Origin of the sequence: Enterococcus sp. ARL09-542 (assembly GCF_005234805.1) — a bacterium.
Taxonomy (GTDB): Bacteria; Bacillota; Bacilli; order Lactobacillales; family Enterococcaceae; genus Enterococcus_D; species Enterococcus_D gallinarum.
In genome coordinates this window covers 241,040-262,199 of record NZ_QPQX01000004.1, presented here as the reverse complement: position 1 = coordinate 262,199, position 21,160 = coordinate 241,040, and the positions used below count along the sequence as shown (strand labels likewise).

At 42.4% G+C, this 21,160-nt stretch carries 17 protein-coding genes and 1 pseudogene; 3 read left to right on the top strand and 15 right to left on the bottom strand.

Going from position 1 to position 21,160, the window contains the following annotated elements; all coding sequences use genetic code 11:
* Positions 1-413: 413 nt before the first annotated feature.
* Complete coding sequence (locus DVW06_RS06705) at positions 414-1,766, top strand: Nramp family divalent metal transporter (protein WP_003128741.1); 1,353 nt, start codon at positions 414-416, stop codon at positions 1,764-1,766.
* 66 nt (positions 1,767-1,832) lie between these two features.
* Here DVW06_RS06705 and DVW06_RS06700 read toward each other — a convergent pair whose 3' ends face one another.
* The 9 genes and pseudogenes from DVW06_RS06700 to DVW06_RS06660 form a co-directional block, all read right to left on the bottom strand.
* Positions 1,833-3,053 (bottom strand): DUF1015 domain-containing protein, encoded by a 1,221-nt coding sequence (locus tag DVW06_RS06700; RefSeq protein WP_003128740.1) that lies wholly within the window; start codon positions 3,051-3,053, stop codon positions 1,833-1,835.
* Complete coding sequence (locus DVW06_RS06695; protein WP_003128739.1) at positions 3,053-4,237, bottom strand: phosphoglycerate dehydrogenase; 1,185 nt, start codon at positions 4,235-4,237, stop codon at positions 3,053-3,055. The genes DVW06_RS06700 and DVW06_RS06695 overlap by 1 nt, the downstream gene beginning before the upstream one ends.
* Positions 4,238-5,311: a 3-phosphoserine/phosphohydroxythreonine transaminase gene (gene serC / locus DVW06_RS06690; RefSeq protein WP_003128738.1), complete on the bottom strand. Its 1,074-nt coding sequence runs from the start codon at positions 5,309-5,311 to the stop codon at positions 4,238-4,240.
* A gap of 128 nt (positions 5,312-5,439) precedes the next feature.
* Positions 5,440-6,363, bottom strand: a complete 924-nt coding sequence (locus DVW06_RS06685; protein WP_003128737.1) for an alpha/beta fold hydrolase — start codon at positions 6,361-6,363, stop codon at positions 5,440-5,442.
* Between the two features lie 317 nt (positions 6,364-6,680).
* A complete protein-coding gene (locus DVW06_RS06680; protein ID WP_137264517.1) occupies positions 6,681-8,075 on the bottom strand; it encodes a glycoside hydrolase family 43 protein in 1,395 nt (464 codons plus the stop codon).
* 32 nt (positions 8,076-8,107) lie between these two features.
* Positions 8,108-9,898 carry a glycoside hydrolase family 2 protein gene (locus tag DVW06_RS06675; RefSeq protein ID WP_137264516.1) on the bottom strand — a complete coding sequence of 597 codons (1,791 nt, stop codon included), beginning with the start codon at positions 9,896-9,898 and terminating at the stop codon, positions 8,108-8,110.
* A 19-nt stretch (positions 9,899-9,917) separates the two neighbouring features.
* Positions 9,918-10,751, bottom strand: a pseudogene (locus tag DVW06_RS06670) (carbohydrate ABC transporter permease).
* A 10-nt stretch (positions 10,752-10,761) separates the two neighbouring features.
* The gene (locus DVW06_RS06665) at positions 10,762-11,643 is read right to left on the bottom strand and encodes a carbohydrate ABC transporter permease (protein WP_137264515.1); all 882 of its coding nucleotides are present in this window, start codon (positions 11,641-11,643) and stop codon (positions 10,762-10,764) included.
* A gap of 221 nt (positions 11,644-11,864) precedes the next feature.
* On the bottom strand, positions 11,865-13,109 hold the full coding sequence (locus tag DVW06_RS06660) for an extracellular solute-binding protein (protein WP_005472664.1): 1,245 nt from the start codon (positions 13,107-13,109) through the stop codon (positions 11,865-11,867).
* 246 nt (positions 13,110-13,355) lie between these two features.
* On the opposite strand from DVW06_RS06660, the gene DVW06_RS06655 reads away from it, so the two are divergent.
* Positions 13,356-14,264, top strand: coding sequence for an ArsR/SmtB family transcription factor (locus DVW06_RS06655; protein WP_003128730.1), 909 nt, complete (start codon positions 13,356-13,358; stop codon positions 14,262-14,264).
* 124 nt (positions 14,265-14,388) lie between these two features.
* Here DVW06_RS06655 and DVW06_RS06650 read toward each other — a convergent pair whose 3' ends face one another.
* From DVW06_RS06650 to DVW06_RS06625, 6 genes are all read right to left on the bottom strand, one after another.
* Positions 14,389-15,426, bottom strand: a complete 1,038-nt coding sequence (locus DVW06_RS06650; protein ID WP_003128728.1) for a Gfo/Idh/MocA family protein — start codon at positions 15,424-15,426, stop codon at positions 14,389-14,391.
* 15 nt (positions 15,427-15,441) lie between these two features.
* A complete protein-coding gene (locus DVW06_RS06645; protein ID WP_003128726.1) occupies positions 15,442-16,410 on the bottom strand; it encodes a sugar phosphate isomerase/epimerase family protein in 969 nt (322 codons plus the stop codon).
* Complete coding sequence (locus DVW06_RS06640) at positions 16,407-17,126, bottom strand: ThuA domain-containing protein (protein WP_003128724.1); 720 nt, start codon at positions 17,124-17,126, stop codon at positions 16,407-16,409. Before DVW06_RS06640 ends, DVW06_RS06645 begins: the two co-directional genes overlap by 4 nt.
* A complete protein-coding gene (locus DVW06_RS06635) occupies positions 17,123-17,872 on the bottom strand; it encodes a sugar phosphate isomerase/epimerase family protein (protein ID WP_060813021.1) in 750 nt (249 codons plus the stop codon). The genes DVW06_RS06640 and DVW06_RS06635 overlap by 4 nt, the downstream gene beginning before the upstream one ends.
* 26 nt (positions 17,873-17,898) lie before the next feature.
* Complete coding sequence (locus tag DVW06_RS06630; RefSeq protein ID WP_003128720.1) at positions 17,899-18,972, bottom strand: Gfo/Idh/MocA family protein; 1,074 nt, start codon at positions 18,970-18,972, stop codon at positions 17,899-17,901.
* A 255-nt stretch (positions 18,973-19,227) separates the two neighbouring features.
* Positions 19,228-20,091, bottom strand: coding sequence for a helix-turn-helix transcriptional regulator (locus DVW06_RS06625; protein ID WP_003128718.1), 864 nt, complete (start codon positions 20,089-20,091; stop codon positions 19,228-19,230).
* Positions 20,092-20,228: 137 nt separating this feature from the next.
* Between DVW06_RS06625 and DVW06_RS06620 the strand changes: the two genes are divergently transcribed.
* Positions 20,229-21,017 (top strand): PHP domain-containing protein, encoded by a 789-nt coding sequence (locus DVW06_RS06620; protein WP_003128717.1) that lies wholly within the window; start codon positions 20,229-20,231, stop codon positions 21,015-21,017.
* The last annotated feature ends 143 nt before the right edge of the window (positions 21,018-21,160 follow it).

Here is a 21,160-nt window from a genome sequence, read left to right as displayed (position 1 = left end):
TAAAGGCTGCTCTTCTTGTTCTTTTGACATAATAAGAATATAAAAAAGATCCTGATAAAAGTTCATTCATCCTCGACATACAATCCAGCGTCAAGAAGCACTCAAAATCATCAATTTTGAGTGCTTCTTGTTTTTTTATGTTTCTTAAGAAAATTTTCGGTCTTTCTAAACAAGTGGGATCAAATAGATTTCCTTCATTCATCAATTCTATGTAGAGCAACATTCCCTATTTTAGATTAGGATTGATCAATCCAACAATCACCAATCACCTTGGCAAACGAAATCTGTCCTTTTCTAATATCTGTTTTTTTAGTTAATGCAAACTTTCAGAAGTTTTTCTCTTGAAAAATTCATAAACAAGGAATACAATAAGATTGTTTTTAGGTACACCTAAAAAGATAGGATGTGACAGAATGAATGAAGAAAAAAAATTGATCCAGGCAGCAAATGGACCTAGCTTGGAAGAAATAAACAATACCGTAGCTATTCCCAAGGATGGGAATTTTTGGCGTAATCTTTTAGCTTTTTCTGGTCCCGGAGCGTTAGTCGCGGTTGGGTATATGGATCCTGGTAACTGGATCACTTCAATCGGGGGTGGTGCCGAATATGGTTATCTCCTGCTATCCGTCATCTTGATTTCAAGTCTGATTGCGATGTTGCTCCAATACATGGCAGCTAAACTAGGGATTGTCACCCATATGGACCTCGCACAAGCAACCCGTAAACACACCAGTAAAAAGCTGGGCTTTTTCCTTTGGATTATTACCGAGTTGGCGATCATGGCAACAGATATCGCCGAAGTAATCGGTGGAGCAATTGCTTTGAATCTATTATTCGGTCTACCATTAGTTGTAGGGGTCTTTTTGACGATTTTCGATGTCTTTTTACTGCTTTTCTTGATGAAATTAGGCTTTCGAAAAATCGAAGCCATCGTAATGACCTTAATATTGGTGATTCTGCTTGTTTTTGTTTACGAAGTGATTATTGCCCAACCTGATCTTCCGGCACTTGTTCAAGGCTTCATTCCCCAAAAACAAGTATTGAACCCTGGACAGCTGACCATGGCATTAGGGATCGTTGGCGCGACCGTCATGCCCCATAATTTGTATTTGCATTCGTCGATTTCACAATCAAGAAAGATTGATCGGACGAATCCGCAAGAAGTCGCTACAGCTGTTCGCTTTGCCACATGGGATTCAAATATTCAGCTTTCGGCTGCTTTTGTCGTTAATTGTCTGTTGCTGATTTTAGGGAGCGCATTGTTCTTCGGTCACAGCGAAGAAGTCGGTACTTTTTCAGCGCTGTATGATGCCTTACAAAATTCAGCGATCGCGGGAGCGGTGGCTAGTCCAGCCCTTAGTGTTCTTTTTGCCGTAGCATTACTGGCTTCCGGACAAAACTCAACTATCACTGGAACACTGACAGGACAAGTCGTCATGGAAGGCTTCATCCATATGAAGATTCCAACATGGGCAAGACGATTGATCACTCGTGGCCTTTCTGTCGTACCTGTTTTACTATGTACCCTCTACTTTGGCGGTAATGAACAGGCACTAGATAATCTTTTGATCTATTCACAGGTCTTTTTGAGTATTGCATTACCAGTCTCAATGATTCCATTGGTTTACTTTACTAGTTCCAAAAAAATCATGGGCGAAAAGTTCAAGAACCCTCTGTGGGTCACTTCTCTGGGCTGGATTTGCGCCATCGCATTAACAGTCCTCAACATTCGCTTGATCATCGAAACAATGTCTGGTATTTTTTAAAAAAAGAAAAAAGCCGCACGATCGCAGTTTTCTCTGCAGACGTGCGGCTTTTTTCTTTTTAGCTTTCTAGCTTTTGGTTTCTAAATCATGTAAAAACAGACCACTTAACAATTTGGGTTCAAACCATGTAGATTTAGGCGGCATGATCTCATTCGCATCGGCAACAGCCAATAAATCTTTCATCTGCGTTGGATACATCAAAAAGGCCATTGTCCATTCTCCGGAATCCACCATCCGTTCCAATTCTTCTGGACCACGAATTCCTCCTACAAAATCGATGCGCTTATCTGTGCGGACATCTTCAATACCGAGTAATGGCGCTAAGATATTTTTTTGCAAAAGAGAAACATCCAGACTTTCGACTGCGTCATTCCCTGCTTCTTTGATGGTTAAAGAGAACCATTCGTGGCCCAAATACAAATAGAAGGTTCCCTTTTGAGAAGGCTTGCTGCTAGTTGGCTTCTCAATGTGAAATTTCTCTGCTAGATGATCGAAGAAATGATCTGGAATCGGTACATTGACCACTCGGTTGTATTCCCAGATCGCCAATTCATTTTCCGGAAACAAAATCGCTAAGAAGCGCTCGCTTTCCTCACTATTGTTTTTTTCCTTGCGCTTTTGCAAGCCGACTTTCACTGCCGACTCGGTACGATGATGGCCGTCAGCGATATACAACGCATCAATCGCTGAGAATTCTTGTGATAAAGCAGCAATCACCGCAGAATCATCGATCAGCCAAACCCGATGATGGACCTCATGGTAACTCGTGAAATCATAGATCGGTTGATGGTGACTCTGCCAATCCTGGATCGTTTTTTTTAAGGACTCAGGCTGACGGTAACTTAGAAAGATTGGACTCGTGTTTGCATCACAAGCTTGGATGTGATTGATGCGGTCAACTTCTTTTTCTGGTCGAGTAAACTCATGTTTTTTGATTTTACCAGCTACATAATCCTCAATCGATGTGCAAACAACAAGCCCAGTTTGACTCCGCCCCGCCATTGTCAGCTCATATAAATAATAGGACGGTGCATTGTCTTGGATCAGCCATTTTTTTTCTCGAAAAGCAGCCAAATTTTCTGCTGCTTTCGCATACACTTGCGGATCATAAGGAGCAATATTTGGCAGATCGATTTCTGAGCGATCGATATGAAAATAGCTGTAAGGGTTGCCGGCAGCATATGCCGCTGCTTCTTGCGTGTTGACTACATCATAGGGCAACTCCGCAATTTTCTCTGCTAAGTCAGTTTGTGGGCGGATTGCTTTAAAAGGAAAAACTTGAACCATTAATAGCCTACCTCCTGATTCTTGATCACTCGCACGCGAATAATATCTTCTTTAGCTCGTAATTTATCTGCCACCGCTTCAAGCAATGCAGCATCTGTTGCTCCGACATCCACCAATGTGTAGGCATAGTCGTCACGTCCGCGATTCAACATATTATCGATGTTGATTCCAGATTCAGCGATGATCGAGGAAATTTGTCCTAGCATATTTGGCACGTTGCGGTTAATCACTGTTAAACGATACGGCGAATGGAACGCCATTTCTACGGTTGGAAAATTCACTGAGCGTTTGATCGTCCCAAACTCCAAAAATTTCTTCAATGTGCGGGCAGCCATTTTGGCACAATTGATCTCAGCCTCTTCTGTCGATGCTCCTAAATGCGGTAGAACTAGCACGTTGTCATGGCCCAGTAAGCGTTCATCTGCAAAATCAGTTGTATAACCAGCAATCTCATTATTATCTAACGCAGCAAGAGCTGCAGCTGTATCAACGATCTCACTACGAGAAAAGTTAAACAGTTTAGCCGTTGGCTTCATTTTGGCCAATTCATTCTTGCCCACTAAATGGCGGGTGTTTTCCATCAATGGCACGTGAAGAGTAATGAAATCACAGGTTGTGAAAATTTCTGCTAAATCATTGGCCCGTTTGACTCTGCGGGAGATGGTCCACGCTGTGTCCACCGAAACATAAGGATCATAGCCCACAACTTCCATCCCTAAGCGGTAGGCATCGTTAGCGACCATGGCACCAATCGAGCCTAACCCAACCACACCAAGCTTTTTGCCTTCTAGTTCCGTACCGGCGAATTGCTTTTTGTTGGCTTCTGCCTGTTCCTCTACATCTGATCCGTTCAGTGTTTGGACCCATTGAGCACCTTGGAGAATCGGGCGAACACTTAATAACAAGCTTGCAATAACCAACTCTTTGACTGCATTTGCATTAGCTCCTGGGGTATTGAAGACGACGATGCCTTGTTCTGTACATTCTTTGACCGGAATATTGTTCGTACCAGCTCCAGCTCGCGCAATCCCTAATACACTTTTTGGAAAAGGATAGTCATGCAGCTTTTGGCTTCGCAGCAAGATTCCTTCTGGCTCATCACTTTCATTGATGGCATATTTTTCTTTGTTTAGCCTTTGAAGCCCTTCTGGTGCAATCGCATTGAATGTCTTGATCTGATACATTTATTTGACCTCCGCTTCGAATGATTTCATGAAATCGACAAGTGCCTGAACGCCTTCGATAGGGAACGCATTGTACAAACTTGCTCGCATACCGCCTACCGAACGGTGTCCTTTTAAGTTTTTAAAGCCGGCTGCTTCTGCAGCTTCATTAAATTGTCGATCCAGCTCCTTATCGCCAGTGATAAAAGGAATGTTCGTTAGGGAGCGGCTATTTTTGTCTACGGGACTGCTAAACAAGTTCGATGCTTCGATCGCTTGATAGAGCAGTGCAGCTTTTTGTCGGTCTTGCGCAGTAATCGCTGCTACACCGCCTAATTCTTTCAACCACTCAAAAACCAGTTTTGCGATATAAATGCTGTAAGTAGGCGGCGTATTGTAAAGGGAACCGTTGTCAGCTTGAAGACGATAGTCCAACATTGGAGCAAAGACCGCTTCTTCATTTAATAAATCTTCTCGAATAATAACCACCGTCAATCCTGCTGGTCCAATGTTCTTTTGGGCACCTGCATAGATCATACCGAAATCTTCTACACGATACTCATTGGCCAAGATATTTGATGACATGTCAGCAATGATCGGGACTTTGCCAGCATCCGGAATCGTCTGAAAAGCTGTTCCTTCAATCGTATTATTCGTAGTAATATGCAGATAAGTCGCTGTTTGGTCGATGTTATCTACTGTGATTTCTGGAATATAAGTAAAATGCTTATCTTCACTTGATGCGATCACCTCAACCGTAGCAACTGCTTCAGCCGCTTGAATCGCTTTTTTTGACCAAGAGCCCGTGTTGATATAAAGGGCCTTTTTGTTTTTCGCTAAATTTAATGGCACCATACTAAATTGCAGACTTGCTCCACCTTGCAAAAACAGCACCCGATAGTTATCCGGGATCGCCATCAATTCCCGCAAGAGGGCTTCTGCGTCTTGAATGATCTCTTCAAACAAGGAAGACCGATGACTCAGCTCCATAACGGACATCCCACTGCCACGATAATCCAAAAGCTCGGATTGAGCTCTTTCCAATACGGGGCGGGGCAAGACGGCGGGACCAGCTGAAAAGTTATAAACAGTCATACAAAAATCTCTCCTTTGTTGTTAGATGTGACACCCATTATAGCAGAAGGAGGAATATGAAAAAAGGTTAAAAATAATTAAAATTCTCAATTTTCTGAAAAAAAGATGAAAGCAATTGATAACGTTCCTCAATTGCTTTCTAACCATTGCCAGATTTCATGAAATACGACTTGTTTATTGGTTTCATTTAAGATCTCGTGACGACCGCCTTCCAGCAAATAAACTGTCAGATGCCGCTGCCCTTGCTGGTTCAAATAGTTTGCTAGCTTACGGACACTCTTGCCATAATGGCCCACAGGATCTTCTTTTCCTGAAATCAGCAGTAACGGCAATTCGCGATCGATTTTCTGCAACAGGCGGGGGGCACTCGCTTTTTTTGTCAATAAAAACAAATCTCGATAGGCACTTAATGAAAAATGAAATTGCGTATGCGGATCTGCTAAATAAGCATCTACTTGTTGGGGATCACTGGACAACCAATCTTTCGCCGTTCGGTTGGGCTGAAACCGCCGATTATGTTGACCAAAAACCAGATTTTCCATCACGCGATAGGGCCATGCTTGCTGTCGAAAAGGCATCAACGACTTCGTCAATAAAGCGGCACTGGTCATTTTGGCCGGCGCTTCCAGTGTCGTCCCCATAATGATTGCTCCTGCCAATTTTGTATTTTTCTGATACAAAAAATTGCGCAAAACCAAAGAGCCCATACTATGACCTAAAAGATAATAAGGTTGAGCTGGAAACTGCTCCAACGCAAAACGCTGAACCAATCCCACATCTGCTACAAGATAATCCGCACCATTTGTTTCTCCAAATGTCCCATACTCGTTTTGCTCAGCTACTGTTTTCCCGTGTCCCAAGTGATCATGACCGATCACTGTGAATCCTTTTGAAACGAGATATTGAGCAAACGGATCGTACCGTTCAATGTGTTCAATCATGCCATGGATCAGCTGAAGCATTCCTTTGGACTGTCCCTCCGGCTGCCAAATTTTCACATAAAGTTGATCTTTGCCGTTTGAAGATCGAATCATTTCTTGCCTGGTTTTCATCCATTCACCTCATTTGCATTTACTTTTACGTCTACTTTGTAAAACGATTTGCTCCGTCCCATTTGTCTTTATTATACATGGAAGAAGGAAAACTGCCTATCTTGGCCTAGAGCTCTATCAGCGGCTCATCCTAATTACTCAAAAAAAAACAGTATCATGGCACGTCTGTCCATGACACTGCTTTAGGATGTTAGTTTGCTTCATTCGGATCGAAGAACAGCCCTAAATTGAACAAGACAGATCACAGCATGGCCATTTGAGCCACGCCATTGCTTTCAGTGTTATGATATCTAAACCACTGAAAGCAGCTCTAGAAACTATTCTCCCTCTTTTGGTATGATCTCCATCCGATCGACACTCAGTGTGTCGACCCCAATTTCTGAAGACACTTCGATTTTGATAGTGCCTGCTTTCAAATTCATAGTAGTTTGGATAGGCTGATAGTATTGTGACGGATAGACCGCCAAACGTTGGCTGTCATCATCTGTTTTCAGTTGAACATACACGGGCTCATTCAATGACAAATAATCTTGAGTTTTAAGATAAACGATGATCGTCGCTTCACTAGCCTGTCCCATTGTTGGTTGAAAAACCAAACGATCTTCGATCGATTCAAACCCTTGAACCACTTTTTTCATCAATGCTTCCTCGTCTGTCACTGTTACTAAATCACCTTCAAGAAGCGCATCACTGGCGGTCATTCGGATCCTTTTTGCTTCACCACTGGGAAGCTTCTGTGTTTCATTATCCGCTAAAGGAACTTCTAATTTCAGCTTGTTTTCTTCCCATTTGATCGGCTGCAAACGAATCGAGCGTTGCCAGCCAGAATGATCCCAACGAGCAGCGTGAAATATCAACCAGTCTTCGGTGCCGTCTTTCGACTTGGCAAACCCATTGTGCCCGGGACCAAAAACAGTTTCTGTCTGCTGAAAAATCGGTTCGGATTCTTTCGTCCAACTTCGGGTATCTAATGGATCATCTTGGCGATCCATTGTCAAAAGTCCCAGTGCATAATCATTGTCCCAACTTCCACTAGCCGAATAGACCACATTCACCGTATCTTCTTTGATGATCACTTGAGGTGCTTCGTTAATCAACGGCGTTTGCCGCATTTCCCATTCGTATTCCGGAGTCGAAATCAGCTGCTTTTCACCAATGACTTCTGTAGGTGAGATCATTTCAGCAATATAAATATTTTGGGCAATATTTTCATATCCTTCCCAACCTGACCAAAGGAAATACCGTTGTTCGTCTAATTCGAGGACAGTTCCATCAATAGCAAACTTGTCATCCAGTCCTTTGATTTCTTCCAACTGCCAATCATCACTGTAAGGATCCTGGTTTTCGTTGACTAGTACATACATCCGGTGGGTTTCTGAGGGATGATTGGCCGCAAAATAAACGACCCACGTACCATCCAGCTGATGAAGTTCCGGTGCCCAGATACTTTCAAACTCCGCAGGCATTTCCCAGATGACTTTTTTCTCCCCCGCTGCTACTTCAGTCAGATTTTCCGAACGCCAAAGGGTTAAGTTGTTACCAGTAGTTTTCGTATAATAATAATATTTCTCATCTTGAAAAATCCACGGGTCTGCACCATCGTTGTCGATGATCGCTGTGAAATCGTCAACCAGCGTTTCATGAGAAGTACCGCAACCTCCTACGAAAGGAGTCGCCAAAATCAATGCACAAATAATACCATTTTTTCTCATTGTCTCTCCTTTCCAATGTTGCCGTCTGCATATCATTCAACTTGAGAAACATGAAATTGATCATTGATAGCTTTGATTGCTGCCAAGTCCACTTTAGGCTGACGGTCATAAGTCAATAACCCATTGATCTCCTGTTCGACATCGGTCAATTGCGTATAGCAATATCCCCAGAGCCCTACTGAAGCATAGACAGCCGACAGCACCCGTTGGTAGTCCTTTAAGAATTCAACTTCATTGTCGACTGACGTATACCCCCAACCTGGTTGTCCCGATACATCAAAGCCGATGCCACCAAATTCCGTTAACAAGATTGGTTGCTCCTGATAAGAAAAGCCGTTGGCAAAAATCGGCCACGGAGTAGAAAGCCGCTTAATCAGATTTTCGCGAGTTCGGAGGGTTTCTTTAAAGTAATCATATTTCTCAGTTTCTTCTTTTTGGCCATGGGCATAGTTGTGAATGGCGCAAATATCTGTTTCTGTCATTGCCCAACCATCATTTGAGATCACTAATCGTGTTTTATCCAATGCGTGCAAGAAATGATACATTGCTTGAGAGAAATGTTGCTGTGTTCGGTCAAAGGAAATCTTTGGCACGCCCCAGCTTTCATTGATCGGCACCCAAGTCACAATGGAGGGATGGCTAAAGTCTCTGGCAATGATCTCGGTCCATTCCCGCATCAGTCGTTCAACAGAATCTTCATTGTAAATCGCCGGAGCCGCACATTCTCCCCAAACCAGAAAACCTAACTGATCCGCCCAGTACAAAAAGCGCGGATCTTCTGTTTTTTGATGTTTGCGGCAACCATTGAAGGCCATTTCTTTTGCTAGTAAGATGTCTTTTTTAAAGTCTTCATCTGACGGTGCAGTCAAGAGGCCACTAGGCCAGTACCCTTGATCCAAAATCAACTTTTGATAGTAAGGTTTGTTGTTCAAATAGACCATGCCGTTTTCCGTATGGATTTTACGCATGCCGAAATAACTTTTCAGGTAGTCAATTGTTTCTCCATCGTTGATTAAAGAAAGTTTAATATCAAATAACTGGGGATTTTCCGGTGTCCAAGACCAACCGTCATGATGGAAATTGCTTCTGAAAATATGTTCCTGAAAAAGATCGACATTGAACTTCATTTTTGCCGAATCTGCAGACAGTCTCCCCGCTGCGATTAGCTGTTCTTTAAAAGAGATCCGATAGTCCAGTTCACACTGCGGCTGGAACTGATTCAAGATCGTTTCAACAGTCACGGTCCCCTCATCAAAATTTGGAGTCAAATTGATTTCTTTCAAATAAGTCTCTGAAACGACTTCCAACCATACTGGCTGCCAAATCCCGGTAGAATTCGTATACCAGATACCAGCAGATTCTGTCTCCCAGAATTGTTTTCCTCGAGGAATACTTTCATCTGCATGAGGATCAAATGCACGCACACTTATCGCTTGCTGACCGTCGACCAAATAATCGGTAATATCTACTTCAAAAGAGGTATGACCGCCTTGATGATTCGTTACATGACAACCATTGACAAAGACATCCGCCTCGTAATCCACCGCACCAAAATGCAAGACTACACGTTGACTGTCCATTGCCTGCACTGTGAATGTCCGGTAATACCAGACAATATCGCGAGATTCTCGTTGGTTGATCCCGCTCAATTCGCTTTGATAGACGAAGGGCACCTTGATTCTATGCGGATAGGCTTCCTCCTCTTGATACCATTTCTCTTTTAGTCCTACATTTTTATCATCAAAGGCGAAGTGCCATTCTCCATTTAAATTCAGCCAGTTTTCTCGTTGAAACTGGGGTCTAGGGTATTCATTTCTGCTCATAGTTCCTCCAAAAAACAATTTATTTTATACCACTTTGCAATGACATTGATTCCATGAAACTCTTTTGCGCCACTAAATATAAAAGGAATGTCGGGATCAATGCTAAAAGAGCTCCTGCAGCTCCTACTCCCGGATACGTCATATATTGCCCTTGCAGCAACTGAAGTCCCGGCGTGATAGGCAGTTTATCAATATCGCTCATAACGATAGAAGGCCACAAGAAGTCGTTCCACTAACCAGTAAAACTAAATAACGCAACGACGGTTAAAACCGGCTTGATCAGTGGCAGAATAATATGATAAAAAATCTGAAATTCATTGGCCCCATCGATTACAGCCGACTCATCCAATTCTTTAGGAATCCCTAAGATAAACTGACGAACTAGAAAAATGTTATAGACACCTGCTGCGCCAGGAACGATCACGGCTAGAAACGTGTTGGTCCAGCCTAATGTATCCACGATTTTGAAATTGGGGATCAAATTGACGACACCAGGAAACATCATCGTTCCCAGCAATAATGCAAAAATCAAGTCTCGACCTTTAAACGTCAGCCGTGTATAGCCATAAGCCGCAAAAGAAACGATCACCATCACCAACAATATGTGGGCTGTTGAAATGATCATCGAATTCAAAAACCAGCGAAAGACTGGCGATGAATCATTCCCCTGCAACAACCCTAAAAAGTTTGCGAAAGTCCACTCTTTAGGAATCAGGCTAAAGCCAACTTTTTGAATCTCAGCATCTGATTTGAAAGAGGTAAAAATAGCCCATATCAGAGGAAAAATCCAGACAATACAAACAATAGCTAATACGATAAATGCGACTCTTTTTCCTACTTTATTTTCTCGCATGGCTGTCCCCTTACCTCTCTAATTTTTTGATCATGATAAATTGAAAGACCGAAACGATCATGATAACGATCCCTAGTAAAATCGCCATCGCCGATGACATACCGGCAACGGACGTACTACTGCCAAAAGCATTCTCTTGAATATACATCATGAGTACTCTCGTCGAATTGTTCGGACCACCCCCGGTCAGCATCAATGGCTGTCCATAAATATTGAATTGAGCAATAGTCGTCATGACTGTTGTAAAAATCAGCTGATTCCGAATACTCGGCAACGAAATCCGGAAAAACTTCACTACACTGCTGGCTCCGTCAAGCTCGGCTGCCTCCATTTGTTCCCTGGGCACACCGTTCAACGCAGCTACATAAATGATCAAATTTCCTCCTAATGTCCACCAAATCGTTACGATCAAAATCGCGATCCAGGCCCATGGTTGTGCCCCGACAAAATTGATATCTATCCCAAAAACTTCTTTGATCGGGCCAAAGGATTTACTTAACAGAAACCCCCAAATGATCATTACAGCAGAGATGGCAAACAATGTCGGCAAGTAAAGAACCGATTGAAAAAAGCGCATCATCTTTGGCTTTGCGGACAATGCCACAGCTAATAGCAATGGAATCGCGATACACAGAGGTACTGATATCACTGCAAAGAATAGCGTGTTTTTCATCCCATTGAAAAATTGCGTATGATACAGCGAGTCTTGATCAAATAGAATCGTCTTAAAATTGTCTAAACCAATAAAAATCGGTGAACTAAAAAGATCCCATTCGGTAAAGGAAACATAAACACCAATTACAGCAGGAACCAAAAAGAATAAAATAAAAAGAATCATGTGGGGACCGATAAACAAAACGGGCCAACCACTGAGCTTTTTTTTGCTACTCATACATTACGCATCCTTTCATGCCTTGATAAAATCGACTAGAAAAAGACTGTGACAAAAACCACTTCTGCATGGAAGATGCTCTTTCGTGTAAGTTGCCAAGCTAACCAGATCAAAAGGCCACTCTTTGAGAAATCTTATATGAGTCCTCTTTTGGTATGTGCCTTCTCGACATGTCTGAGCACTATCTTCTTTGCCTTCAGCTTTTGTCACAGACCCTGCGACTATTTCATTTTCTCTTCCACGACTTTTTGGATTTCACCAAAGGTATCTTTAATATCGGCTTTTCCAGTGATCATGTCCCAAGAACGATTGTCGTATTCATCAAAAATGTAAGACAATCCATCGACTGCATTCACAGAGATCGCCGCCTGTCCTTTTTCTGTTTTCAACAAGAAAGATTGCGGCATCTTGACATATTCCTCATTGTCAAGCATCGCTAGTGAAGTTGGATTGGCGCCAGATTTCACCCATTCTAACTGGTTTGCCTGCAACCAAGTCAAGAAATCCACCATTCCCTCTTTCTTTTCATCAGACCGTTCTTCTTTTGTCTTAAACATCGCAAACTGATCAACTCCCGATCCTTGAACGATATTTTCCGCATCCCATTGCGGTGTAAAGGTTTCTCCCCACTCAAAGTCACTGATTTCTTCCATATTGCTCAACATCCACGTTCCTTCTGGCAAGAAGATCAGCTGTTGATTCGCAAAAAGTTTATTGGCATCTTCCCCGTCTGGCACCATGTAGCCCGCATCATACAAATTTTTGAACTCCTGTACCGTGTTATACGAATACTCATTATCGATATTGATCTTGCCATCTTGATCTTGCCATTGCCCGCCCATTTGCTGATATAGATTGGAATAATTCTGCATCCCCCAGGTATAACCAAAGCTATAAACGCCATCTGCTTTTGCTTTTTCACCTGCCTGATTAATTTCTTCATAGGTCACGATGCCATCATCTAATGCTCCAGGAATGTATTTGTCTACCAGATCTTTGTTGTAATACATGACCCACGACCCCATGGTGGCAGGAATCCCATACTGGCTGTCCTCAAGAGTGCCGGTATCCCAAGCTGCTTCAACATAATTGCTGCGATCTAGCTCTGTACCTTTGATCATGTCATCCCAAGAATCCAGCATCTCTTGGTTCTTATAGGTGGGAAGTGCTTCTGAAGCGACTAAAGCCAAATCTGGTACACCTTTCCCCGATTTACCTGCTGTAGTTAGTTTTGAGGTGAAGGTATCCCCTTGCATACTCACTAATTTCACTTTGAAATCCGGATCCGTCGCATTGTATTCGTCAATCGTCTTTTTGATTTTCTCCCCATCTGGTCCAGTTGTGGATGACCATAACAAAATTTCAGAACTCTTGCTTGAGTTGCCGCCGCCACTTCCACATGCTGACAATACGATGCCACACAGCAACGTCGCCCCTACTACTATAGCTGCTTTACTAAATTTCATTTTTCCACGCTCCTATTATTTAACTTATTTGTAAAACGATATTCCAACTCACTTTACTTTTTTCAACAACAATAAAAACCAAACTGTTTACACCGTTAAATTAACATCAAAATAAAGCGTTATCAACAGCTATTTAACAACTAAAATAAAATATTTATATCGTTTAACTATAGTGTAAAATCATCAAGTTATGTTATAATAAACCTGCGCAATCAATTAACAAAAAAGTATAACGAGGTGAATAGAATGGAATTAAATTTAGAGAAAACCTCTTTACCGGTTTATGAAGCTTTAGCCAATGAGACGCGTTTGGCAATTTTGAGAGAGTTAGGCGGGGAAAGAAAAAGCATCAGTGAGATTGGGGAAAAACTGGCAATCAGCAACGCACTCATGACCAAGCACATCAAAAAATTAGAGCAGGCACAATTGATCAGATTAGAAAAAGGAACGGGAAAAGATTGGAAAAAGAAGTTTCTAGCTTTAAAGACTGATTTCATCAACATCAACTTCCCCGAAAAAGTATTTCCAGAAATGAATTTGACTTCATTACCTGTGAAAATTGGTCACTTCACTGATTTTAGAGCCGAAGCTTCTTGTGGAATGGCTACAAAAGATCGCCTGATCGGCGCATTGGATGATCCTAAATCCTTTTTGGCACAAGAACGAGTAGATGCCAGTATTATCTGGTTAAACAATGGATTCTTAGAGTACAAAATTCCGAAACCGCTAAAAAATGGGGAAAAAATCGAAATGCTGGAAATCAGCATGGAGATTGCTTCTGAATTCCCTATTTCCAATAATTATTGGCCGAGTGATATTTCTTTCTATATCAACGATGTCTGTTTAGGAACCTATACTGTTCCAGGAAACTTTTCAGATGTACGGGGGGCATTGACCCCTCAATGGTGGATCGATGAGTTCAGTCAATACGGCTTGTTGAAACATCTGCGGATCAACCGTTTTGATACTTCGATCGACGGAGAAAAGCTGACCGACCATAACTTAAGCGAGATCGATTTGGATCACAGTGATTTCTTTACATTCAAAATTGCAGCACCGGCAACCGCAGAAAACGCTGGCGGTCTAACTATTTTTGGCGATCGTTGGGGCAATTACCCGCAGGATCTGCTTTTCAATTTTTATATTTCGGAATAAAAAAAGACACAGGCAAACAATCACCTGCATCACTTGATGATCTCTGTTAACTCTCCTTTGACTGCAAGATTTAACAGGGATCATTTGCTATGGCGGGATTCGTTTTTCTGTGTCTTGATTGCTCTTATTTTGCGCTGGCTACGGCAAAGATTCGTTCGATCAATTCCATGACGTTGCGAACTTCTTCATTTTTGACAATTGGTTCAGCACCGTGACGGACTACATGATAAAAATTCTTGTAGAAAGGATCAAAATCGGCTTTCGCTTCTGGAAATGGGATTGATTCTGCAGCCAATTCAGATGGCGGTGCCATTGTTTTCGTTAATCCAACACCTGCTTGGACAGGTTTAGGTGCGGCAACATCTTCGCGGCCAGTTGCCCGAACCATCTTACCATTCAACGCCCAATCTTGGATCGTAGCAGTTCCTTCAATTCCCTTAATGTACCAGCGAGGCAATTGGGTGTAATTGGAGGTCCCAACTTCCACGATTGCTTTGACACCATTTTCAAATGTGATCAAAGCAAAGAATCCATCGTCGACTTCTTCTCCCAGAATATAGCTTAAGTCAGCTTTCACATCTTTCACTGGACTGTCCACTAACCAAAGTATTTGATCCAACAAGTGAACGCCCCAGTCTAATACCATGCCGCCTCCTTGTTTTTTCACATGGCGCCAATCACCTGGGATGCCATTTGCACCTTGGACCCGTGATTCGATTTGGAAAAGATCACCGATCTGCCTATTACGATATAAATCGCGAACGATCAGAAAGTCTGGATCCCAGCGACGGTTTTGATGGACCATAAATGTATTGCCTGTTTCTTTGGCCACAGCAACGATTTCGTCTAGTTCAGCAGTGTTTAAAGCAACAGGTTTCTCACATACAACATGCTTACCCGCTCTGAGGGCTGCGATCGACAAATCCTTATGCAAATCATTCGGCGTTGCGATCAGCACTGCTTCAATGGTTTCATCTGCTAAGACTTCTTCATAACTTTTATAGATTTTATGCCCTTTTTCTTGTGAAATAGCTTGTCTTTCTTCCGAAATATCATAGGTTCCCACAATATGGATCCGTTCATTTTCATTCGGCAGGATGTTGTGCACATGGTAAGCACCCATACCGCCATAACCGATGACAACAAAATTGATTGCACTCATTTTCTATACTCCTCGTTACACCCACCACATTGCGGATGGTTCTTCTTTGATCATAATCGATTTCAAATTAGTGATTGCTCGGTTCAATCCTTCATCAACAGACATGATTGGATCTTCATGCTCGATACTCAAGACATAATCATACCCATAGATCCGCAATGCGGAAATGATGTCCGACCAAACTTGCAAGCTGTGCCCGCAGCCAACAGAGCGGAAAGTCCAAGCTCTTGTTTTGACATTGCTGTATGGCTGCATGTCTGTCAACCCATGCATGTTGATATTATCTTGATCAAGATACGTATCTTTGGCATGAAAATGATGAATCGCATCTGCTTCACCTAAAATCTTGACTGCTGCCACTGGATCGATCCCTTGCCACCACAAATGGCTTGGATCAAGGTTACAACCAATTGCTTTACCTGCAGCGTCGCGAAGTTTTAACATCGTATAAGGCGTATGAGCCAAGAATCCGCCATGCAGCTCAATACCGATTTTTACACCAGCAGCTTCTGCCTCGGTATTGATTTCTTTCCAATAAGGGATCAGCTTTTGCTCCCATTGATAGTTGTAATTATCATCGTATTCCGTTGGCCATGGCAGAACAGGCCAGTTGACTTGCGTGTCTGTTGCATTTCCTCCCGAAACACCAGAGAATCCATTGACGACAGGGACATTCATCAAACTGGCCAGCTTGATCGTTTTGCGTAATAATTCATCTGCTTCCTGCGCTTCATTTTTTAAAGGCGAAATGGGATTGTTGTGACAGCTTAACGCCGAGATTTCTAGTCCTTTGTCGGCTAATTTAGCTAAATATTCTTTCCGGTCTGCTTCACTAGCAAGCAACTTATCGATATCCAAGTGGGCATTGCCTGGAGAACCTCCTGTACCGATCTCAACTGTCTGCAATCCTTTTTCTGCAACTTCTGTGATCATTTCTTCAAACGTTAAATGATTGAATAATGGCGTAAATACTCCTAATTTCATTTGCCTACCTCCTCATTGGCTTGATAATGGCCGTACGTTGGGTACGTATTTTCTGTTGGTGCGCACCAACGTGCCGCGTTTTTGATAACTTTTTGTACTTTTTCGTTGTAATAACTCGGAAACGTCTCATGCCCAGGTTGGAAATAAAAGATCTTGCCATTGCCACGACGGAAGGTGCAGCCGCTGCGGAAGACTTCGCCTCCTGGGAACCAGCTAACAAAGATCAATTCGTCTGGAGTTGGGATGTCAAAGTGTTCCCCATACATTTCTTCTTTCTCAAGTTCAATAAATTCGCCGACACCTTCTACGATTGGATGACTCGGGTTGATATTCCAAATTCGACAATGCTGATCATCCACGCGCCATTTCAAGTCACAGGAAGTGCCCATCAATTTCTTGAAGACTTTTGAGAAGTGACCAGAATGGAGGACAATCAGACCCATTCCTTCTAACACCCGTTGTTGAACGCGCTGAACGATTTCGTCTTGTACTTCATCATGGGCCATATGCCCCCACCAAACGAGCACATCGGTATCAGCTAATACTTCGTTTGTTAATCCGTGTTCTGGTTCATCCAAGGTTGCTGTGCGAACTTGAAAATCATCTGCTTGCAAAAAGGCAGCGATTTGTCCGTGGATTCCTTCGGGATACATTGCCTGAACGGTTTCATCTGTTTTTTCGTGTCTAAATTCATTCCAAACAGTGACATGGATCATTGGTAAACCTCCTCAACGATAGCTTTTAATTGCAAATAATCGATGGCCGTCGCTTCTAAAGGTGCGTATTTTTGGAACGCTTCTTGTTCCACGATCAACCAAGGCAATTGGAATTGTTGCGCAACTGTGACATAGTCCTTGATAGGTAAAATGCCATTATTGATTTCTGTGCTTTCTTTTGGTTCTTCCTGCATATCTTTGATATGCAAAAGACCAACGGACTCTTGATGTTCTTTCAACCAAGTGAAAACATCAGTGCCGGAATAAGCGATCCAATAAAGATCTGCTTCTAATTTAAGTGCTGGATTTTCAGCTAACAATTCTTCAATCATTGATTTATTAGGAATCTCGGTAAATTCATGGGCATGATTGTGATAGTAGCATTCAAAGCCCTGAGCAGCTGCTTTCTTAGCAACTTCTGCAAACTCTCGGGCAAACTGTTGCCATTCTGCGAATGTCTCAAATGAAGCATATGGAACCACGAGTCGGTGATTCCCGATCGCTTTTTCATAGGCCAGTGTTGCTTCAAAATGATCCCGCAATGTTTCAAAGGGTAGATGAGAAGCAGCAACTCCCAAGTCGTATTCTTTTAGCGCGTTTGCGACCTCTGTTGCGGAATAACCGTAGTAACCCGCGAATTCGACTCCGTCATACCCGCTTTTTTTGACACTTTCAAGTGCTTGGAACAAGTCTTCTTTACACGCTTCTTGGATGCTCCATAACTGTAGTCCGATTTTTGGTTTCATGCTTTGCTCCTTTTTAGCGACTGCTTTTACAAGTAGACCGGTTCGCCAGTTGCTGAGGATTTGTAGATTGCTTCTAAAATCTCAGTAACTACCATTGCCTCTTCCGGCTTGACCACAGGTTCTGTGTCATTGATGATGGCGTTGATCCAAGATTGTGCTTCCAAGATTTCAGGCGTTTCGCCGTCCCCTTCATAGAAGTCGACACCACCAGTTTCCAACTCAATATTTTTTTCATACAACAAACTATGGTCTTCGCCATTGATTGTTAAGCCATTATTCATATCCGCGCCAGCTTTGCTGCCCATCAATGTTGTTTTTGCTTCTTTGACATCTAAACTGTTCAACGCCCAGCTAGCTTCCAAGAAAATCGTTGCGCCATTTTCCATCACGACAAATCCAAAAGCAGAGTCTTCTACCGAAAACTTCTCTGGATCCCATGACCCCCAAGCGTTCGCCGCATTCTTTGTCTGAGATAATTCATGGTAAGCTTTTCCGACAACAAATTTAGGTTGGTAGTTATTCATCATCCACAATGTTAAATCAAGAGCATGCGTACCGATGTCGATCAATGGTCCCCCGCCTTGAGCTTCTTCGTCTAGAAAGACACCCCAAGTTGGTACTGCACGACGACGGATGGCATGGGCTTTCCCAAAATAGATATTGCCTAATTGTCCTTCCGCACAAACCTCGTGCAAGTAGCGGGAATCTTTTCTAAAACGATTTTGATAACCGATCGTTAATTTTTTGCCTGTTCGATTAGCGGCATCGATCATTGCTTTTGCTTCTTCTGTCGTTTTTGCCATTGGTTTTTCGCACATTACATGGCAATCTGCTTCTAATGCTGCGATGGACAATTCCGCGTGAGAAGCATTTGGTGTACAAACATGCACAACATCTAATTCAGCTTCTGCTAACATTTCTTTGTAGTCGCTGAATACCTGGGCATCTTCTGTACCGAAAGCTGTTTTAGCTTCCACTGCTCGTTCGACGATCAAATCACAAAATGCGACCATTTCCGCTTCTTTTACTTGTGATAATGCCGGCATGTGTTTGCCATTCGCAATCCCACCGCAACCAATGATTCCAATTCTTACTGTCATCTCTTTCCTCCTGAAAACGCTTATTATTTTCTACTCATTCATTATAGCGAAAGGATTTGACAGGTTCTTCCCAATTTCCTCTTAAAAAATTCCCGAAATTTATCTTATGGAACTCTCACTAAAACGAATCAAAGACTCCTTCACACCAAATAAAAGCACCCAAACAAACAGTGAACAATCGCTTAAAAATTGCGCTTGTTCAAGGGTTCGAGTGATTGACAAGATTGGCTCGTTGATCTAGCTTTCATCAAGTATTCAATTATTTAATTGTTTCTGATACTGCAATGGGGATTGTCCTACGGTCTCTTTGAACACGTGATGGAACGTTTTGACACTGGCAAATCCGGCTTTTTCCGCTACTTCTGCCATTGGAAGTTTCTCGTTTGCCAAAATGAATTTGGCTTGATTGATCCGGTATTCCGTCAGAAACTGCATGAATGTTTTTCCAGTATTCGTCTTAAAAAAGCGGGTAAAGTAATGGGGACTGAATCCAACATGCTTCGCTGTTTCTTCCATCGTTAAGACATCTTGGTAATGGGATTCAATATATTCAAACACTTCATCCAGACGTTGCAGCGTTTCTTTGTATTGAGCTGCAGAACGTTTTAAAGGAGCGATCTTTTTGGCACGCGGCGGCAACCCTTGATAACATTCGCCGATCAACTGATACAAAAAACCCATAGTCAAATAGCGTTTACCAGCTACTTGCTCTTCCTCTAACTGGTAGAGTTCGATCAACAATCCTGTGATTTTTTCGGTAAAACTGACTGGCCAATGCTTGCTGTGGGGTTCCCCCTCGTCAAAAAGTGTTTTTAAAGAAAGTTCTTTTTCTCGCAAAATGGTTTCATCAAACAGTGCGAAATCAAACTGATACACATAACGCTCACTCTCTGGAGAAGCCAAAAAATAGTGGGGCTGGCCACTGGCAAAAATGTACAGCTCGCCTTCTTCCAACTCAATGATCTCATCAGCTACCCCAATATTGACTTTTCCTCGTTTCGCATAAATCAGCTCGATTTCTTTATGTACATGGGGATAAACGATCGTCAGCCCATCATTAAGGAATGTCCGAAAGCGAAAATCGCTTTCAAATTCCGGAATCTCAAGATACATACTCATACTGCTATTTACTCCTTTGCTTCCATTCTCATCCATTATAGAACAAAGAATTTTTGTACGAAATGCTTTTCTGATTTTTTATGAAAAAATAGTCGCTTCTCGCTTTTTATGGTATCTTGTACAAAAAGGAGGTTATTATGAATTACTACGATCAGCATTTGCATACTTTTTTATCTTTTGATTCAGAAGAACGCTTCGAAAATTATTTAGCTTTTCAACCGGAATTTTTTGTGGCGACTGACCACTTTGATCTCAAGAACCCTTATTCAAATTATCGCGATGATATTCCCGATTATGAACAGCTTCAACAATGCCATCAGACTTTACAGGAACAAACAGCAACGAAACTTTTGAAAGGGATCGAAATCGGTGTCGTTCCTGGGCAAGAAACACAAATACGCGACTATCTGGATCAGCATCCTTATGACCTGAAGTTAGTCAGCATCCATCAAAACGGTTCCTTTGACTATATGGATGATGCCGTATTGGAGAAAGACAAACTTACCGTCGTCAAGTCTTATTTTGATCAGATGGCCACAGTTTTAGATACTTTTTCTGACGGACATATCCTGACCCATTTTGACTACGGGTTGCGGCGCTTCGACTTTACAGCAGAAGAACTTGCACAGCATTTCGAAAAAGAACTGACAGTTATTTTCAAGAAAGTCGTCGCTCGCGAGCTAGCTTTTGAAGTCAATGCCAAAAGCTTTGGTCCTTATCAAAATGCATCACTTTACGAATATGCGATCCCGCTCTATCAAAGTGTGGGGGGCAAACTCTTTACACTAGGTTCAGATGCGCATAAGTCCAGTGATTATCGCTTGTTATTTGCCGAAATGAGCCAGATGCTGTGCTCCTTCGGTGTAGAACAATTGGCCGTCTTTCAAGGAACCGAAAGATACATGGCAGATTTGCCTGAAGGTTGAGGGAGGATACTGTAAACAAAAACTTCTTCCTGCGAAGCATCCGTATAGCTAGTCGAATAACAATAGCAGAAAAAATCTATCCGGAGAATGGATTTATTTCTTTCCATCTTCAAGATAGATTTTTCTCGCTTTAAGATCGTTTT

What these genes read in the sequence shown, in the direction of transcription:
- DVW06_RS06705 (WP_003128741.1), top strand. Translation starts at nt 414, where the DNA reads ATGAATGAAGAAAAAAAATTGATCCAGGCAGCAAATGGACCTAGCTTG.
- DVW06_RS06700 (WP_003128740.1), bottom strand. Translation starts at nt 3,053, where the DNA reads ATGGTTCAAGTTTTTCCTTTTAAAGCAATCCGCCCACAAACTGACTTA.
- DVW06_RS06695 (WP_003128739.1), bottom strand. Translation starts at nt 4,237, where the DNA reads ATGTATCAGATCAAGACATTCAATGCGATTGCACCAGAAGGGCTTCAA.
- serC (WP_003128738.1), bottom strand. Translation starts at nt 5,311, where the DNA reads ATGACTGTTTATAACTTTTCAGCTGGTCCCGCCGTCTTGCCCCGCCCC.
- DVW06_RS06685 (WP_003128737.1), bottom strand. Translation starts at nt 6,363, where the DNA reads ATGAAAACCAGGCAAGAAATGATTCGATCTTCAAACGGCAAAGATCAA.
- DVW06_RS06680 (WP_137264517.1), bottom strand. Translation starts at nt 8,075, where the DNA reads ATGAGAAAAAATGGTATTATTTGTGCATTGATTTTGGCGACTCCTTTC.
- DVW06_RS06675 (WP_137264516.1), bottom strand. Translation starts at nt 9,898, where the DNA reads ATGAGCAGAAATGAATACCCTAGACCCCAGTTTCAACGAGAAAACTGG.
- DVW06_RS06665 (WP_137264515.1), bottom strand. Translation starts at nt 11,643, where the DNA reads ATGAGTAGCAAAAAAAAGCTCAGTGGTTGGCCCGTTTTGTTTATCGGT.
- DVW06_RS06660 (WP_005472664.1), bottom strand. Translation starts at nt 13,109, where the DNA reads ATGAAATTTAGTAAAGCAGCTATAGTAGTAGGGGCGACGTTGCTGTGT.
- DVW06_RS06655 (WP_003128730.1), top strand. Translation starts at nt 13,356, where the DNA reads ATGGAATTAAATTTAGAGAAAACCTCTTTACCGGTTTATGAAGCTTTA.
- DVW06_RS06650 (WP_003128728.1), bottom strand. Translation starts at nt 15,426, where the DNA reads ATGAGTGCAATCAATTTTGTTGTCATCGGTTATGGCGGTATGGGTGCT.
- DVW06_RS06645 (WP_003128726.1), bottom strand. Translation starts at nt 16,410, where the DNA reads ATGAAATTAGGAGTATTTACGCCATTATTCAATCATTTAACGTTTGAA.
- DVW06_RS06640 (WP_003128724.1), bottom strand. Translation starts at nt 17,126, where the DNA reads ATGATCCATGTCACTGTTTGGAATGAATTTAGACACGAAAAAACAGAT.
- DVW06_RS06635 (WP_060813021.1), bottom strand. Translation starts at nt 17,872, where the DNA reads ATGAAACCAAAAATCGGACTACAGTTATGGAGCATCCAAGAAGCGTGT.
- DVW06_RS06630 (WP_003128720.1), bottom strand. Translation starts at nt 18,972, where the DNA reads ATGACAGTAAGAATTGGAATCATTGGTTGCGGTGGGATTGCGAATGGC.
- DVW06_RS06625 (WP_003128718.1), bottom strand. Translation starts at nt 20,091, where the DNA reads ATGAGTATGTATCTTGAGATTCCGGAATTTGAAAGCGATTTTCGCTTT.
- DVW06_RS06620 (WP_003128717.1), top strand. Translation starts at nt 20,229, where the DNA reads ATGAATTACTACGATCAGCATTTGCATACTTTTTTATCTTTTGATTCA.